This window comes from Sphingobium sp. PNB (assembly GCF_019873065.1).
GTDB classification, from domain to species: domain Bacteria; phylum Pseudomonadota; class Alphaproteobacteria; order Sphingomonadales; family Sphingomonadaceae; genus Sphingobium; species Sphingobium fuliginis.
Genome location: NZ_JAINEZ010000103.1, coordinates 1 through 15,891, shown reverse-complemented (window position 1 = coordinate 15,891; position 15,891 = coordinate 1). Strand labels below are relative to the sequence as shown.

The window sequence follows — 15,891 nt, the reverse complement described above, 5'->3', positions numbered from 1 at the left end:
ACTACCGGGATAACCGCCGACACTCACGAAAAGGGGGTCAATGTTGGGCGCCGATAAGGGGTCAACTTTGCGCGCCGGTTGACACCGGATATCCAAAAATTCGGTCGCATAGGCGAAGTGGACCACCACGAAAGCAGGTTTGCCACAGCGGAAGACAACTACCAGATCATGCTTCGCCCGAGCGCAGACGCCGGCCGGGTGTCCCCGCATCATGCGCAGGTCCAAACGTATTACGCGGCGAGGGTAACCGACTGGGAGCTTCGGCGCCTTTCGCCACCCAAGTTTATCAAGATGACGCTGGATCACCCCGTGCTTCAATCTGATACGCTTCGCCGCTTGCCGCCGATGCGACTTGCTCATGCGCCTCGCGTACCAGCAGCAGGGATGCAATTCCCCACCAGGTTGCCGGCTCGATCAGCTTCATACGGCTTCCACCCCGTTGAACGCCAACCAGCTGGCAAGCGCTTCAGCCGCACCTGCATCGGAGCAAGTGTCACGGGCGTGCAGACCAAACCCATTCGCAGTCAGCCGCCGAGCTGGGACCAAGATATGGACATGGGGTTCGTTCGCGGACCCCGCCAGGAATGGCGCATGCAGGACGAGGACAGCGGCAAGTTGCAGCTCGCGCACGAAATAGCTCAGCGCCCAGGCGCGGACCAGTTCCCAATCAGCGTGGAGAGCGCGGTCGGCGTCGAGAATGATGTTGAACTGAGCATAACCATTCCGTTCGATCACGGGCTGGGTAGCATCATAGCGTTCAAGCAAATAGCGCAGGTCCGCATATTCCCCTGGCGCATTGCTCGGAAGGAGAAGGTCATGCCGAGCCGCCTGATGGCCAGAGGGGTTGAGCTTCGCCAACACGGGGGCGGCGATCCCGATGCGCGCGCCGTCGGTCTTCCAATACCAACGCATGTAGCGGAACTGGGGATGGGCGGGCCAATCGAGATAGAAGCAAGACAGTTCCTCAGGGCCCGACTTCGATTTCTTCTGGGTCATGCAACATCCCTCCCGGTCGGCTCGATCTCGGCCGCACTAGGCCGATGAAATGATTTCGGCAGCATGGGGGGATTGAGGAAGAGCCCCTGACTGTCAGCCCTGACGGTGAAGGATTGATCTTCATGCGCGGGAACAAACCAGACCTGTCCGCCCAAAAGGCTTTGCCGATAATCCGACAGCCACTCGCCTTCGCCGTGAAAAAGAATATCGAAGCTGCATTGATATGCGTTGAACCGGACGAGCAGAGTGTCCATGCCGTAGAGGTCACCGATCTGGCCGAACAGCTGCTCGCCAAGGGGCCGAAATGCTGACGTACCGAGGATCAAGAGGTTGGCTTCCTGAAGCAGGAGCGCTCCACCCCCAAAGGCCGGATCGACGCTGATTGGCCCGCCGATTTCCCAAGCGACCTTGATCATCGCGCGCTGGACTGCGTCACGGACGAACGGGATTGTTGGCGCACCCGAGCCGGAGTGCGCGCTCATCGAGCTAAACATATTTATTATCTTCCTTTCAGGGGCGCGATCCGCTGAGCTTGGACGCGCATCACCCCAAGATTTTCATCTCATCTGCTCAGTCACCTGAGCTCTTCTCAACCGATCGAAACCGCTGCCGCTTGGTGTCGGCAGCGCTCGTCCTCAATCGTCTTTTGGGTACCGGAGATTCAGCGATATCATCGGTCGCCCCAGCGGTTTTGTGAAACCGGCCCCGTGCTCCTCACAAAGGGTGGCATAGAGATAATTACCGACCATGAGCTCGCCAGCAGCCCCACACTCTTGGCACATGCGGGTCGAACGCTGCTCAGCGGCTGCAATGAGCGGCGCTGCCGCTTGGTCAGGCCGATCGATATAGACTCTCAGCTCCCCGAACTTCTCTTTGGCTTGGGTCACTCTCACCGAAATGCCAGCCGAATGCAGTTCGGCCAACAGCTGGCGAAACAGCGGTTGCCAGCCGGCCGGAAGGCACGATTCCCAACACAAATTCTCGTCGTGGCTCATACGAAGTTTCCTCCGATTTCCGCGACCCAGCGAAGATCGGCGATCCGCAAGCCTGTTTCGGCGGAGACCGGATCACCAAAAGGTGCTCCAGCTTCCTCTTTAAAGCCGGTCGATTGAATGCTGAAAAAGCAGGGGTCGAGATCCCTATCCCGTGGATCTGCGATCACCCACAGCGGCGAATCAAAGTCGGCAGACCAGAGCCGCAGTCCCCGGTGGAGGTGGACCTCACCGGCCCGAGCGAGGATCAGCGAAAGATAATAAGTCTTCCGCCGAGAGGTGTCGCGCCCTGGCTCAAGGATAAGGATGTCCGTTCGTGTTTGACGGACTGCCTCGATCAATTTGCTGAACGAAATTTCGCGACGCCAGTGACCAAGAACGAGCCCGGCCCGCTCACTGTAACTATATTGGCTCAGAATCTGCGGGAATAGCCCATCGCAGGGCTGAGTGGCCCAGCCCCCCATCTTAGCAAGCGCGCGTGCGGCCTCTTCGCCGTCCGAGATCCGCTGCCGATCTTCGTCATTCACATATACCATATTAAGTCTCTTCGACTTGGCGCGGAGGCGGCTGCCCTCCGGCGTCCGAGGAACATTTCACTTCTCAGCGTCAGCCAAAATTCCCCCCGCTCAACCTCTCACACATCCTGCTTCCAGCAGCCGCCTTGCGGGATTGATCCGGTGCCACCTTTCCGAGCAATTGGGCACAGCTTGGCGATGCTAGAGGAAGGCGCCAAGACTCTGTTTTCATGAGCCGAAACTGTGACGACCGACTTTGTCGTGGGTGCATTCATTAATGACATGACAAAGCATTTGCGCTTACGGCCAGCGATGCCGTGCGCTGACGAGGCAGCTCGCGGATGGGGGATAGTTAAGAATGAAGCTTATCTTCGGCCTTTCATGCGACGGCCCTTCCTTTCCGGATTTTCCGGGCCCGAATGAAGGCGTCTTCAATGCCGCCGTAGTGGGGCCACAAGGCCTGATAGAGATGCTCGAGGTGCAACTTGGCCTCACAGCTCCCCGGGTGGCCCATGCGGTTCGAGTTTCCAGCTATGCTGCTAAACTTCGTGTTGCGCTGATCACAGTCCCCGACCTGTTCTTCGCTCAGTCGTTCAGCCTTGATCCGTGGGCCACTGCCGCATCATTGCTCGATTGGCGGGATCAGCTGGTCGCTGCCGGCTGGTCCGGCAGCCTTATTGGCGCCGCACGTGTTGATGCATTCGCGGTGGTGGAAGAGACTGGTCCGACTCTTCCCCTCGGGATCGCAGATCGCACGCGCACGCTCTGCGATGCGGTCAAGGGCCGCGCAAGACTGCCGCTCGCCTCAATCGAGCTGGTCGAGCCCCGACATTTGCTGTCACCTCTTTGGCAGCGCCTTATCGGCACGCTCGAAGCGTCGGGGGTAGAAATCTCGCAGGTTCCTGCCTGTGTAACTTCCTCCAACGACCTGGGCCACGTGCAAGCGTTTCTCACCGGCAGCCCACCCACGACATTAGCAGGCGATGGAAGCTTCGTGATCGTCCACGCGGACACAGCCTTGGCGGCGGCCGAAGCAGCTGCAGAGTGGCTCGCCCATTGTTCGGAAGCCGATTTGCATGGCACGGTCATAGTAAATGCGGACGGAGACACGGCGCTGCTGGACCGCGCGCTTCAAGTTCGCGGGCTTCCCGCTCTGGGCTTGTCGGCCTCGTCGCCGTGGCGTGGAGCACTTCAGGTGCTCCCGCTCGCCTTCGCCGCTTCGTGGGCACCATTCAATGCGAAGGCGATGCTTGAGTTGCTCATGCTACCGCGTCCCCCCATCGCGCGACGTGCGGCGCGCAAGCTCGCCTATGCACTGAGCCGCGAGCCTGGCACAGGCGGGCCAGCATGGCTCGCTGCATGGGGTAATATCGAGTCAGATCTTGCCGAAAGGATGTCCACAGAACCTCAAGAAAAGCGCGATGCGAAGCTTATGGCGTGGAGGCAATGGACGTCTGGAGAATTATATCCGCGGCATGAAGGCATGCCTGCGGAGGCAGCCAAGTCGATCGCTTCTCGCGTCGCGCAATGGGCGCTCGAGACGAATGCTGGAAATGCTGATCCGCTTCTTCTGACGCTAGTTGGTGCCGCGCAGGCCCTCGTGCAAGCGATCGATGTTCTGAACGTCGAGTTGCTCTCTCCGCTGCTGCTTGGACGCATGACCGACCAAGTGCTTGCGGACGGCGCTCAAAACCCCAACCATATAGCGACATCGGGCGGCTTGCGTGCCGTGCGTCATCCAGGCGCCATTTGGGGCGATGCTAAGAATGTACTTTGGTGGGACTTCAAAGGTCCCGGAGAACGCGTAAGTTCATCACCATGGAGCGCCGCTGAGGTTGCTGCGCTTAAGGCTCACGGCTGCGAAATCGAATCGCCGGCCGCGATCACCGCCCGGATTGGGTGGAGTAACGCCAACGCGGTGCATCGCGCTGGGGAGCGCATTATTTTTTTCTCACCAGCGCTTTCCGCTGGGGAAGAGACCACAAGCCATCCCCTCGCCCATCAGCTGAACCCGCTGACGACACCTGCTAAGGACATGATCCGATGGCCAGCAGAACAGCTATTGCACGGGCCGTCTCATGAACTCGCAGGGCGCGAGATTCTCCGGGAAGCGATCACTCCAAGCCTCCTGCCAGCACAGCGCCCTCGCTGGTCTCTGCCGGCATCTGTGATCGCCAAACTCGACGATCGCGTCGAAAGCGCCACCAGCTTGGAGCATCTCGCGGACTGCCAAATGCGATGGCTCCTTCTTGACGTTTTGCGGCTCTCAGGCGGCCGGGTTGCTGAGATCCCTGGCACAAGCCAGCTGCTGGGCAACCTCGCTCATGAACTCGCAAATCGCGTTTTCCCGCCAGGACCTGTGCCGGATCCTGAAGCCGTTTTCTTGCAAGCCAACGATCTATTTGACGAGTTGCTTAGCGCGATCGCAGCGCCGCTTCAGCAGCCAGAATATGCGGGCGAGCTTGCATCGGCCCGGGTCAAAGTCCCAGCTGCTCTGGCGCAACTCGCACGTCTTCTACAGGCGATGGACGTAAAGGTGATAGGGACGGAAATTGAACGCGCAAGGACGTTCGTCGATGGACCGGATGTAAAGGGCCGCATCGATATGCTGATAGAACATCCGACTCACGGCACAGGCGTAATTGATCTGAAATGGTCGAGGAGCGCTAAAACGCGACGCAACGAGCTCGCCGAAGGTCGTTCGATTCAGCTCGCGACATACGGTGCGATAGCAAATTCCAACAGCACCACGCCTGCTCCAGGCGCATTCTATATGCTGAACCAGCGGCAGCTGATCGGGCTGAGCGGTTCGTTCCTGGCGGAGGAATCGGTCGAATCCGACCATAGCCTGCCCGACACATGGTCGAATCTCGTGTCGACGTGGCAGGTGTGGCTCGATCTAGCCCGGGAGGGGATCGCGGTTGCGACAGGTGCCGATGAGGCCGAGGCCCACATCCCGGCCGATCTCCCGATCGAGACGGGGCCCCAACCGTGTCGCTATTGCGAACTTACAGCGCTCTGCCGTGTAGGCGTGGAGGCCAACTGAACATGACCTTTCCCAATATCACGACCGTAGTGGCGTCTGCCGGCGCCGGCAAAACTACCCGAATTGTCGGCAACATCGCGAAGGAGGTCACATCCCGTGATCCCGAGACGATCGTCGCAACCACATTCACGGTGAAAGCGGCGGACGAACTGATCGAGCGCTCGCGTGCTAAACTGTTCGAGTTGGGCATGCCGGATAAGGCAGCGCGATTGCTTGGAGCCCGCTTTGGAACGGTGAATGCCATTTGCGGTCAGATCGTATCGGAGAACGCCATCGCTCTGGGGCGATCTCCGCGGGCCGAGGTCATTCCCGAAGGCAGCGTGCCCCGTATTTTCGCGATCGCCGCCGATGCCGCGATCGAGCGTCACGCGCCGACGCTGAACTCGCTCGCCGATGTCATGGGGTTCTTCGAGCCCAAACGAGCCGCTGGCGCTGAACGAAGTGATTGGCGGACGACCGTCAGGCGTCTGATCGAGCTCGCTCGAGCGAATGGGATATCAGCTCAGGATTTATCCCTTTCAGCGGAGCGATCAGTCGCAACCTTCCTCGAACTGCTACCACCGGTGTCGATCCGGAGCGGTGACGATCTCGATTCAGATTTGCGAAGGGCCGTAAGTTCGGCAGTGCATGCGGTTCCCGCTGAGCCGAGCACGAAGGCCAAAGCCCACATAACGTTGCTTCGCCAGACCGATGCAAGCATCCGTCGAGAAGAACGGATTTCTTGGCCAAACTGGGCCCGCCTATCGAAGGTGGGCTGCGCCAAGAAAGATGGTCAGGCCTTCATCGACGCTCTCGACGCAGTTGCACAAGCAGCGAGCCGCCACCCTGCACATCCGCGGCTTCGGGAGGATTGCAGCCAGTTCATCAGGTCGGTCTTCGCCTGTGCGACCGAAGCCCTGACCGCATTCCAAGCTTATAAAGCAGAGCGCGGCTTATTGGATTTCACGGACCAAGAGGCGCTCGCGCTCGACGTCCTTCGCGATCCGGTAATGTCCGCCGGACTGGGCGAGCGCATTGGTCGGCTGTTTGTCGATGAATTTCAAGATTCCAGCCCGCTTCAAGTCGCCATTTTCACTGCGATGTCCGGGTTAGTCGACGCAAGCACGTGGGTTGGAGACCCCAAGCAGGCCATCTACGGCTTCCGCAATGCGGACAGCGCCCTCACCCAAGCCGCGTTCGCAGGGGTAGCTGCATCGTCGAGTGAACCGCATGATGTGCTAGCAACCTCATACCGGAGTCGCGAGGGCATTATAAACCTCGTCAACGCTGCCTTTGCGCCGGCTCTGAACGCGATGGGTCTTAGAGCGGAGGAACATGCCTTTGCGGGGACTGGGCGCAGCGAGGACGGATTCACGCAATCGCCGCTGGCGGTCTGGTGGTTAGAAGGAAGCCTTGATCTTCAATATTCAGCATTAGCGGCTGAAATTCGCGAGTTAGTAACGTCCAAAAGCCCGTGGGAAATCGCAGCGAAGCCAGATGGCGTGCGCGCGCTCCGTGCCGGTGACATCGCCATCCTCTGCCGCTACAGGACCGACGTTGCGAAGGTGTCCGCCGCACTCAGTCGGCAAGGTGTCAAAGCCGCAGTTGAACGTGAAGGACTTAGCCAGACACCGCATATCCAGCTCGTCATGGCCGCCTTTCGTTGGGTCGCTGACCCTACCGATCACCGCGCGCTCGCTGAGTTGGCTCGTTTTTTCGCCGACGATCCAGAGTCAAGTTCATGGCTTGAAGCGCTCGGCGCCGAAAGCGCTATGGAAGCAATGATCGCTAGCATACCAATCGCAACCGCCCTCGCTGCAATTCGCGAGAGAGTGCTGGCGCTGACGCCTGCGGATCTCGTGGATGCGATTATCCTTCTCCCGGCCCTAAAGCGCCGCATAGAATCTTGGGGCGATGTCGCTGGCCGGCTCGACGACCTCGAAGCCCTCCGTGGCTTTGCTCGGAGCTATGAGCAAAGCTGCGCTGGCGCCGGCTCACCTGCGACACCGTCGGGGCTGGCACTTGCTTTGGCAGCGGAAAACCCACCTCGCCCGCAAAGCCTCCAAGACGACGCGGTGAAGGTCATGACCTACCATGGCGCGAAGGGACTCGAATGGCCTGTCGTGATCCTGACTGGTCTTGGCAAAGAGCCAAAGCCGCGATTGTTCGAACCCACGGCCGAAGCCGATGCTGAAATAGATTGGCGAAACCCGCTCGCTGAACGCTGGATCCGTTACTGGCCTTGGCCGTATGCAACCCAGAGCAAGGACGTGCACCTCGACGCTTCCGCGCCCAGCTCACCGCTGGGCCGACAGGCTGTGATCCGATCACGGGACGAGGACGCTCGCCTCCTCTATGTCGGTATGACCCGCTCTCGCGATTATCTGGTCTTTGCGCCACCAGTCAAAGACACTCTCCACTGGCTGAGCGTCCTTAACGTGGATCACCCTGAGTATTTCACGCTACCTCGCGGGGGAGATCAAATTCTGGCGGGAACGAAAAGCTTCGCAGCTAGGATCGCGACGTTGTCGAGCGACGGCGGCGACGCAATAAAGCCTATAATGACCTCATATGGACATGTGGCGCGGCCAATAGTCGACCGAGCACCGCTTCACCGCCGTCCAAGCGAGGCGACTAGCAGTGAGACTTTCGGTATCGCCGAAAAGGCAACCATCGGCCCCCGCTTACCGTTCACCGGCGCACCTGACATGATCCTACTAGGCGAAGCTGTCCATGCCATCATTGCGGCCGATGACCTCAAATGCTCACTGGTTTCGCGTTTGGCTCAAGCGCAGGCTGTCCTAGATCGATGGGGCGTGCATCAGGTTGCGGCTGAGGATGTCTTGGGCGCACATGAGCGCCTGATCGCTGAAATCGAAAAGCGTTGGCCCGGGGCCAAAGTTCATCGTGAAACGGCTATCGCGGCCCGCATTGAGGACCAGGTAATTTCAGGCCGCATTGACCTGCTCGTCGAGCATGACATGGGTTTTGCAGTGATAGATCACAAATCATTTCCAGGCTCTTATACAAGCTGGGATCAGCGTGCAGTAGGGTATGGCAGCCAGCTTCAACTCTATGCTGCTGCGCTGGAGAAGGCCTGTCCCGGCGTTCCATGTGAACTCTTCATTCACATGCCGATCGTCGGAGGTTTATTACGTTTATCAACGATCTCCGGCACGGGGGAATGAACCGCTCAGGCATTACCGGAGATCCCGACTTTCAAGAGGAATGGTAGATTTGGCCTCCTCCATGAGTGCAGCGCAATCAACTCTAACGCTGAAAAACGAAAAAGAAAGATTCCTGCGGTACGGCACAAGAAACAGCCGGGAGCCCACCGATTATGGAACTACTTACCCTGGACCAGCCCTACGAAAGCGCAAGAGACATCGAAATTTTCGACAGCACTTCTGGCGATTTACGGGCCAGCGAGCAACTGCGCCATGTGTTCGACTTTCTCATCGAGCACCGTCGCTATAATCGCGAAACGCAGAGAAAATCCTACGAAGCGAATCTGCGTGCGTGGGAGGATAATGGGAACAAACTTCGCTCATTGCTTCATGCAACCTCAGGAACACAAGCCCGAGGTTCACTGGATGGCCTTGCAGAAACTTGGAAACGACTGCACAGACATGGGCAAGTATTTGACCAAGTACGCACTCTCGATCAATTGGTTCGTGCACTAGAGCTGCTCGAACCTCCTGTTAGGCGAGAACGATCACGCCCCGCTTATCCACTCGACGCGATGTGGCATTCGCTATCAAGAGCGCAGGGCTTCGGCGACAAGACGGCAGCTCTTTTCGTTAAGGCTCTAGTCGATGTCCACACGCTGGAAATTAACCGGGACCTGCGCTTTCTCGACGATTTCCGCGTCGATTCACAGGATGTGATCCGCGTGCCGGTCGATTCGGTCATCACATACATCTTCCGCCTGATTACAGGTCGAACACTCAAGTTCTCGACAATTAACGAGATCATCAGACGGTCTGGGCTTCACCGCGAGAGCGAAGCTACGATTTGGGATGACCTCTGGTTCTGGGGCTTCATCACTCAGCATGGCGGTGGCGAGAGTCGTCAGCTCGCCGTGAACGAGGCTAAGTTCTGGTCGATCCTTGGTTCTCCCAAGGAGCAATGGTCTGACATAAGGCGTGCCGCCGAAAAGTTCATCATGATCCTGGACATGTCAGCATAATCAATTCGCTTGAACTTAGCCGTTTAGGTCCGAGCGATAATCACCCCAAGCAGACGGGCAGCGCGCCCGTCTGAAACCGTCATACCGCCTAAAGAAAGTGGCGGTCCATCCTGCAAGCGATCCGTTCGATAAACCAAAGCTCGGTTCCCGCAGCTTACTCTCCATGCTAGCGGGCAAATATTTCGCTGACGAATTGGGGGCATGATGCACTGGATAGACCGCAGAACTCCGGAGCCGCGAAAGTCTTTCGATGCGCGATCTGCCGGCGATGTGGATTATGGCCGCGTCGTTCACTCGGCCTCCTTCCGACGGCTGCAGGGCAAGACCCAAATCCTCAACTTGGGGGAAAGCGATTTCTACCGCACTCGCCTCACGCATTCGCTTGAAGTCGCACAGATCGCGGGCGGGTTAGCCAAACAGCTCGTCCATAATCTGCCCGGCCATCCAGCCCTCGGGCACCTTCCCGAACATGCGCTCCTTCAGGCGATCGCCTGCACCCATGATTTGGGGCATCCTCCATTCGGCCATGGCGGCGAAATTGCCCTCAATTACTGCATGAGAGATCATGGCGGCTTTGAAGGGAACGGCCAAACGCTTCGGATCCTATCGCGCCTTGAGAAGTTCTCTGAGGCTGCCGGCTCTAACCTGACGCGCGAGACGCTGCTCGGCGTTCTCAAATACCCCGCGTCGTTCAGCGAATTGGCCAACCCAGACCTCCGTCCGGGAATGTTAGCAGATACAAGCGGCACGCCGCTGCTCGATCGCCAAGCTTCCGAACCCCCGAAATGCTTCTTGGATTGTGAGCAGGATGTCGTGGACTGGATCCTCTCCCCGCTCTCCAAAGGCGATCAGGATGCCTTCCGCCAGTTTGACATTCGAGCGGGGAGGCATGCCAAGGCTCGTCATAAATCCCTCGCTTGCTCGATCATGGACCTTGCAGATGATATCAGCTTCGGCATCCACGACCTAGAGGACGCGCTCGAGCTCAAACTGATAGATCAAAAGCAGTTTCAAACGCACGTACCCGCCGCGGCCTGCCAAGGCCTACTCGACTATCTCAATAGCCAATATCGCGGGCAGTATGGCAACGATGTATATGGGGGCCTACTCGATCGCCTATTTGGTGACGGCAACGACCGTAAACACCAGATCAATCGGATCCTCAACTTCGTCATCCCGAGCATCCAGATCCGCGACGAAGCCGAATTTGAGGAGCCGAGGTTTCGGTATCGTGCGGAGGTACCAAACCCAGTAGCGGATTTCCTGACAGCGGTAACGAAGCTGGTTTACGAGGAAGTCATTTGTAGCCCCAGCATCCAGCACCTCGAGTTCAAAGGGCAGATGATGGTAATCGCCGTATTCGAGGTCATGAAGTCTGAGCCCAAGAGATTCCTACCCAGCGATGCGTACGCCAAATTCGCCAGCTCTTCCGATCCGATGAGGATCATCTGTGATTATGTTTCAGGCATGACGGACTCCCACCTGCTGCGAACCTATGAACGCCTTTTCGCACCGCGGATGGGATCGGTTTTTGACAAGCTTTGAAATGCTGAAGGTGTGTCTCAGCTGTAGCGGAGCGGGTCAGCGCTAACTCAGCGCAGGCGTCTTGCATTTCTGCTTCTCAGAAGGCTGGTGGTCAAGATCGAGATCCAACTGCACGTCTTATGACCGATTTTGACGCAGGGTCATGTCACCAGACTCCGAACAACGGCAGGGAGCAGGTGTGGCGGAACGCGAGAATGATCTTCTAGCCTGGGTGGGCGCGGGCATTGCCTTCGCATTAATGATGCAGGTAGCCCCTTTCCGTTGGGCCGTTTACGCGCTCGTCGCATGGCTAGGATTTCTCGCGTTTCAAGATTGGTGGAGCGAACATGAGCTACCCGCAAGCTCTCCCATCGCCGAATGGACAATCGAGGAGCAGGCTCTTCAATCCAACGCTGACGATCAGCAGCTTCGCTATTCCGTAAAAGGATGGTTTCAAAACCATGGGAGGGAGGCACTCGAAAGCGCGGCTCTGGTCGGTCGCCTTTACGAATGCGACACACCCGACCAGCCGATCGACCGGTGCACTCCGGTCAGCGAAAGCCATGATAATTTGTCGCTCGACCTGAAGCCGGGCTTCCGCACGCATTTTACGGTATATCCCCAATTCAGCGGCGCAGGAGGACCTAATCCACGGATAGTTTGGAACATGCGAAACATCATTGCAGATAATGATTGGAAACTGGACCAGTGAAGTCGATTCCCTCAAGTCCTCCTTTCTATCAGGACGAAACGACGGTGTCAGATTCCAGGGCTAGCCAAAACCGATTTTTGATAGCCCGCCGAGCGTCCACATGATATATCTGGGTCGCAAAGGAGTCGGTCATGGGTCGTGCCGAAAATATCCAGCTCAACGTCCGATCGGCTTTTGCGCGCGATCGGGTCCATGCGCTTACGAAGCTCACCGGCATGACGGCCAGTGAGGTGATCGAGGACGCGCTTCGAGGTTATGTCCCGCCAGGTATTCCAGCCAATACCGGCAAGCTGGTGCGGCGCGGCGCGCTGCTGGTTCGTCCGTCGAGCGGTAAGCCGGTCAGCCTCGAAACCGCCAATGAGGCTCTCGATCGATCCCGTGAGCATGACATTGACGATTGACGCGCTGATCGACAGCAATGTGATTATAGCGGCGTTGGCAGGCGATCATGAGCATCATGCTTCGTCGGCCGACCTGTTCGACGCTGGTCGCGGTCATGTGCTGGGCGTTGCCGCACACAGCTATGCCGAAGTCTATAGCACCCTGACCCGTCGCGGCACACACGCGCCATTTCGTTTCACGGCAAAGGAAGCCTGGGCCGCGCTTGAAAGCGTGAGAACCGTCACCCAATTGATCGGCTTGACCCCGGCGCAGACGTTCGACACGGTGCGCAGCTATGCAGCCGATGGCGGGATCGGGGCTCGCCTCTACGATCGAATGATCGGCGAAACAGCGGTGGTACACGGTATCCCCACGATCGTGACCTGGAACATCGGCCATATGCGCGGCCTATTCCCGACGCTCGATGTCCGCACCCCTCGCGATTTTCCGAGGGCATGACAGCTTCAATCCGCTCGAAATCCAGCGTTTATAACACGACTAGCCCACCGCCCCAGCTATTAGCCTGATCGAAATATCTCCATACAATAAGGCTCACGTCAAAAGGGGATATGTCGTGCGCGGGTGCTTGATAACTTTGGGAGTGCCGATCGCGGTATCGCACTTGTACTTACCGCCTTCGGCTACGGAATCCTTGGCGAGCAGCGCTATCGCTATCAGATGACGGTGGAAGTCCAGACGCCGTCCGGCGTTGAGAGTTAATCCAGGAGAGCGATGGGATGACCAACGATCATGTCGCGCTTGGCGCAGCCATGATGCTGCTGAGAAGACATGGTGACCAAGCGCCGGTCAAAGTAGCCGAGCGGATCGGCGAACTTGCTGTTGAAGCTGATTGGGACGGGTTAGCCTTCTGGAAGCTGATAGCATCCAAAATGGACCAAATACTTCAAACAGGATCGGTCCAGTAAGACAGTCCGCTGGGCAAGGTTCTCCAATCCCTGAGGCCGTTCGCTTGACATCCCGACCGGCGCTCTGCAACACGATGACTGGCCTTGGGGAAGGCCAAATATGGGGGTAAAATCAATGAGATTGATGTATGTTGCGCTCGCGTGCGCAATCGCGTCGTCAACGCCTGCACATGCTCAGGTTCAAGCGCCCGCACTCGCTGTCGGACCGACGGCCAGCAATGTTCTCCGCACTGGCACTGAAATCCAACTCAAGATGGAAGAGCCCCTGACGACCGAAGGCAAGAAACTTCGGGTAGGTCAGCACTTCAGGCTCTCCGTGATCGAGCCGGTTTCTGTTGGGGGGCAGGTCGTCATTCCGGTCGGTTCGCCAGCCGTCGGTGAGATCACCGAGGTTCGTAATAAAGGGATGTGGGGCAAGTCTGGCCATTTGACCGCCTCGCTCCTCAATGTGAGCGTGAACGGGCGCCAGATCCGGCTGACCGGCACGTTTGATGACAAAGGCGTTACCGGAACGGCAGGTGTCGTAGCTGCTGTGGCCTTCGTTCCTGTCGTTGGATTTTTCACCACAGGAACAAGCGCCAAAATCGCTGCGGGATCGCAGGTCAAGGGCTTCATCGGTGAAGACGTGCCTTTGGTCTTCGCCGCGGCTGCGCCTTCTGAACCTGTGACCGTTCCCATTGCAGCTTCCTCATCTGTTGCAACCGCAATTCAGCCAGGTTCGGCAGTAGCTCCTGCCGCGAAGTAAGCCGGCTCCAACAGGGAGAGTACACTTTATGCGTTACGTTCTGATTGCCGCCCTCTCGATGGGTATCGCAGCGCCTGCCTTTGGCCAAGCGCCGCAAGCCCAGCTGCTTGTGAACGAGGAAGTCGGCGTACCCGTTTTCCCGTATGACATCACTGACCGCCCTTATGAGGTCCTGGGAGAGGTCAAGGCGGGCGTTCGCAAAGCAACGGTTTTCAGCAAGTCGCCATCGCAAGACAAAATCTACAAGGAGCTTTGGGAACGCGCGCAGAAGCTCGGCGCTGATGCCGTGGTCAAAGCGCAATATGGCGATGCTCACGTGTCGGCATTCAGTTGGGGCAAGTCGAATGCGACTGGCACGGCGGTCCGCTTCTTGTCGGCTGGAGGCATCACGCCGGCAGCTACCCCTGCGGGCTCCCACTAATTCATGTTGCGCGCAGCCTTTACGGCAGGACTTCTCCTAGTCGGCAGCCCGTTGGCGGCCGCACAGGACGTCACTTCAGAAGCCTCGGTCGTCCCGGCCCCGTCCCATCCACGTTGGGTAAAAGGAACGGATGTCGAACTGATGGTTGTTCGGGAAGTAAACAGCCGATCAGCGAAAGCCGGCGAACGCTTCCGGCTGCGCGTCAACTCACCAGTGACAGTTGACGGGACAATCGCAATCCCGATCGGATCTGTCGCTTGGGGCGAAATCGTTTCCGTCTCGGGCACCAGCGCGGCGGGAGGAAAAGGCCAACTGAGCCTGCGCTTGATCCACGTCGACACGCAATGGGGGTCCGTCGCGTTGACCGGTACGAAGGGCGCTGAAGGTGCCTCAAACACAGGCGGAGTCATTTTGGGCGTGTTAGGCTTTGGTCTCCTCGGCCTCCTTAACAAAGGCGGCAATGCGACCTTCAAGGCGGGCGATATTATTCATGGATATATCGCAGATGGCGAAGAACCCGCGGCCCCTCCACTCTTGATCTCGAACCAAGACGCCCCTCATTCATGATAAATTTTGGCCGGTTGCGCGATCTTTACATCGCAGAATTATCTTAGACACCTGAGATAGAGAAGTTGAGCAATGTCTTTCCGCTACCCATCTTCTAGTCCGCTTCATCCTGAGGCGCTCAAGCGGAAGCAACGTAGCTTACGTGATGGCTTCGCGATGCCTCTCACGCTTCGAGTTCACCGAGCGCTTTCCTGGCTTCGCCGCGCAGAAGCAGATGAAGAAGATGAAGATATACGCTTCATCTTGCTGTGGATCGGCTTTAACGCAGCATATGCAGGTGACGTTGGATTAGCGCTGGGTGGAGAGAGTCAGCGCGAACGCGATGCCTTCGCGCGCTTTTTCTCCACCTTAGTTAGCTTCGACAGCAAACATCGAATTTATGACCTGGTCTGGCAGCGCTTCAGTCAAGAAATTAGGCTGCTGCTAGACAACCGCTATGTCTTCGCGCCCTTCTGGCATCACCACAATGAGGTTGCCGGTTTCGAGGATTGGAGCGGAATGCTGGAACGGGAGCGCGTTGCTACGGCGAACGCCCTTCGTCGCCACGACACCGCCACCTTGCTGTCGATATTGTTTGGACGCCTGTACGTTTTGCGAAATCAACTGGTCCACGGAGGGGCAACCTGGAATAGCGAGGTCAATCGCACTCAAGTTCGAGATTGCGGCGCCCTGCTGGGCTCCCTTCTGCCCCTGTTTATCGACCTGATGATGGACAACGCGGATCACGAATGGCCGATGCCGCACTATCCGGTGGTCGATTCACCGGCTTGACGGCTCGGGGCCGTCCCGGACTTCAATGTCCTAAAGCATCAGTGCGCGGCGACATTTACGATGGCCGGTTCAGCGGCAACTATGATGGCCGGTAGGATCGGTTGTCTGGCCTGATCGCAGGGAGGGG

At 58.0% G+C, this 15,891-nt stretch carries 18 protein-coding genes; 12 read left to right on the top strand and 6 right to left on the bottom strand.

Translation table 11 applies throughout. The annotated features are described in order from the left end of the window. The 6 genes from K7W03_RS23495 to K7W03_RS23470 all read right to left on the bottom strand — a co-directional run. The coding region (locus K7W03_RS23495) for a hypothetical protein (RefSeq protein ID WP_222887476.1) at positions 1-213 on the bottom strand (213 nt) is incomplete at its 3' end. 73 nt (positions 214-286) lie between these two features. Then, entirely contained in the window at positions 287-424 is a 138-nt protein-coding gene (locus tag K7W03_RS23490) for a hypothetical protein (RefSeq protein WP_157838169.1), read from the bottom strand. Beyond that, positions 421-996 (bottom strand): MobA/MobL family protein, encoded by a 576-nt coding sequence (locus K7W03_RS23485; RefSeq protein WP_020819306.1) that lies wholly within the window; start codon positions 994-996, stop codon positions 421-423. Before K7W03_RS23485 ends, K7W03_RS23490 begins: the two co-directional genes overlap by 4 nt. Next, the gene (locus K7W03_RS23480; RefSeq protein WP_020819307.1) at positions 993-1,490 is read right to left on the bottom strand and encodes a hypothetical protein; all 498 of its coding nucleotides are present in this window, start codon (positions 1,488-1,490) and stop codon (positions 993-995) included. Before K7W03_RS23480 ends, K7W03_RS23485 begins: the two co-directional genes overlap by 4 nt. 141 nt (positions 1,491-1,631) lie before the next feature. After that, on the bottom strand, positions 1,632-1,991 hold the full coding sequence (locus tag K7W03_RS23475) for a hypothetical protein (RefSeq protein WP_020819308.1): 360 nt from the start codon (positions 1,989-1,991) through the stop codon (positions 1,632-1,634). Next, entirely contained in the window at positions 1,988-2,524 is a 537-nt protein-coding gene (locus tag K7W03_RS23470) for a hypothetical protein (protein WP_020819309.1), read from the bottom strand. The genes K7W03_RS23475 and K7W03_RS23470 overlap by 4 nt, the downstream gene beginning before the upstream one ends. A gap of 337 nt (positions 2,525-2,861) precedes the next feature. Between K7W03_RS23470 and K7W03_RS23465 the strand changes: the two genes are divergently transcribed. From K7W03_RS23465 to K7W03_RS23410, 12 genes are all read left to right on the top strand, one after another. Beyond that, positions 2,862-5,549 (top strand): PD-(D/E)XK nuclease family protein, encoded by a 2,688-nt coding sequence (locus tag K7W03_RS23465; protein WP_037445267.1) that lies wholly within the window; start codon positions 2,862-2,864, stop codon positions 5,547-5,549. Between the two features lie 2 nt (positions 5,550-5,551). Further along, complete coding sequence (locus K7W03_RS23460) at positions 5,552-8,716, top strand: UvrD-helicase domain-containing protein (protein ID WP_020819311.1); 3,165 nt, start codon at positions 5,552-5,554, stop codon at positions 8,714-8,716. Between the two features lie 152 nt (positions 8,717-8,868). Then, a complete protein-coding gene (locus tag K7W03_RS23455) occupies positions 8,869-9,717 on the top strand; it encodes a hypothetical protein (protein WP_125445815.1) in 849 nt (282 codons plus the stop codon). Between the two features lie 201 nt (positions 9,718-9,918). Continuing rightward, positions 9,919-11,262 carry an anti-phage deoxyguanosine triphosphatase gene (locus tag K7W03_RS23450; RefSeq protein ID WP_031286264.1) on the top strand — a complete coding sequence of 448 codons (1,344 nt, stop codon included), beginning with the start codon at positions 9,919-9,921 and terminating at the stop codon, positions 11,260-11,262. 142 nt (positions 11,263-11,404) lie between these two features. Beyond that, positions 11,405-11,953 (top strand): hypothetical protein, encoded by a 549-nt coding sequence (locus K7W03_RS23445; RefSeq protein WP_226870442.1) that lies wholly within the window; start codon positions 11,405-11,407, stop codon positions 11,951-11,953. 131 nt (positions 11,954-12,084) lie between these two features. After that, a complete protein-coding gene (locus K7W03_RS23440; protein ID WP_020819317.1) occupies positions 12,085-12,354 on the top strand; it encodes a hypothetical protein in 270 nt (89 codons plus the stop codon). Next, positions 12,344-12,793 (top strand): type II toxin-antitoxin system VapC family toxin, encoded by a 450-nt coding sequence (locus K7W03_RS23435; protein WP_020819318.1) that lies wholly within the window; start codon positions 12,344-12,346, stop codon positions 12,791-12,793. Before K7W03_RS23440 ends, K7W03_RS23435 begins: the two co-directional genes overlap by 11 nt. A 278-nt stretch (positions 12,794-13,071) precedes the next feature. Beyond that, on the top strand, positions 13,072-13,260 hold the full coding sequence (locus K7W03_RS23430; RefSeq protein ID WP_020819320.1) for a DUF6961 family protein: 189 nt from the start codon (positions 13,072-13,074) through the stop codon (positions 13,258-13,260). A 253-nt stretch (positions 13,261-13,513) separates the two neighbouring features. Beyond that, a complete protein-coding gene (locus tag K7W03_RS23425; RefSeq protein ID WP_226870441.1) occupies positions 13,514-14,005 on the top strand; it encodes a hypothetical protein in 492 nt (163 codons plus the stop codon). 28 nt (positions 14,006-14,033) lie between these two features. Next, positions 14,034-14,426 carry a heavy metal-binding domain-containing protein gene (locus tag K7W03_RS23420; protein ID WP_020819322.1) on the top strand — a complete coding sequence of 131 codons (393 nt, stop codon included), beginning with the start codon at positions 14,034-14,036 and terminating at the stop codon, positions 14,424-14,426. A 3-nt stretch (positions 14,427-14,429) separates the two neighbouring features. Beyond that, positions 14,430-14,993 carry a hypothetical protein gene (locus tag K7W03_RS23415; RefSeq protein ID WP_137709490.1) on the top strand — a complete coding sequence of 188 codons (564 nt, stop codon included), beginning with the start codon at positions 14,430-14,432 and terminating at the stop codon, positions 14,991-14,993. Between the two features lie 72 nt (positions 14,994-15,065). Beyond that, positions 15,066-15,764: a HEPN domain-containing protein gene (locus K7W03_RS23410; RefSeq protein WP_031286271.1), complete on the top strand. Its 699-nt coding sequence runs from the start codon at positions 15,066-15,068 to the stop codon at positions 15,762-15,764. Positions 15,765-15,891 lie beyond the last annotated feature (127 nt).

Bases quoted from the DNA above. Each gene is read 5' to 3' on its own strand.
- K7W03_RS23450 (WP_031286264.1), top strand. From the start codon at position 9,919: ATGATGCACTGGATAGACCGCAGAACTCCGGAGCCGCGAAAGTCTTTC.
- K7W03_RS23490 (WP_157838169.1), bottom strand. From the start codon at position 424: ATGAAGCTGATCGAGCCGGCAACCTGGTGGGGAATTGCATCCCTGCTG.
- K7W03_RS23425 (WP_226870441.1), top strand. From the start codon at position 13,514: ATGGAAGAGCCCCTGACGACCGAAGGCAAGAAACTTCGGGTAGGTCAG.
- K7W03_RS23430 (WP_020819320.1), top strand. From the start codon at position 13,072: ATGACCAACGATCATGTCGCGCTTGGCGCAGCCATGATGCTGCTGAGA.
- K7W03_RS23415 (WP_137709490.1), top strand. From the start codon at position 14,430: ATGTTGCGCGCAGCCTTTACGGCAGGACTTCTCCTAGTCGGCAGCCCG.
- K7W03_RS23455 (WP_125445815.1), top strand. From the start codon at position 8,869: ATGGAACTACTTACCCTGGACCAGCCCTACGAAAGCGCAAGAGACATC.
- K7W03_RS23445 (WP_226870442.1), top strand. From the start codon at position 11,405: ATGTCACCAGACTCCGAACAACGGCAGGGAGCAGGTGTGGCGGAACGC.
- K7W03_RS23440 (WP_020819317.1), top strand. From the start codon at position 12,085: ATGGGTCGTGCCGAAAATATCCAGCTCAACGTCCGATCGGCTTTTGCG.
- K7W03_RS23460 (WP_020819311.1), top strand. From the start codon at position 5,552: ATGACCTTTCCCAATATCACGACCGTAGTGGCGTCTGCCGGCGCCGGC.
- K7W03_RS23465 (WP_037445267.1), top strand. From the start codon at position 2,862: ATGAAGCTTATCTTCGGCCTTTCATGCGACGGCCCTTCCTTTCCGGAT.
- K7W03_RS23485 (WP_020819306.1), bottom strand. From the start codon at position 996: ATGACCCAGAAGAAATCGAAGTCGGGCCCTGAGGAACTGTCTTGCTTC.
- K7W03_RS23420 (WP_020819322.1), top strand. From the start codon at position 14,034: ATGCGTTACGTTCTGATTGCCGCCCTCTCGATGGGTATCGCAGCGCCT.
- K7W03_RS23475 (WP_020819308.1), bottom strand. From the start codon at position 1,991: ATGAGCCACGACGAGAATTTGTGTTGGGAATCGTGCCTTCCGGCCGGC.
- K7W03_RS23470 (WP_020819309.1), bottom strand. From the start codon at position 2,524: ATGGTATATGTGAATGACGAAGATCGGCAGCGGATCTCGGACGGCGAA.
- K7W03_RS23480 (WP_020819307.1), bottom strand. From the start codon at position 1,490: ATGTTTAGCTCGATGAGCGCGCACTCCGGCTCGGGTGCGCCAACAATC.
- K7W03_RS23410 (WP_031286271.1), top strand. From the start codon at position 15,066: ATGTCTTTCCGCTACCCATCTTCTAGTCCGCTTCATCCTGAGGCGCTC.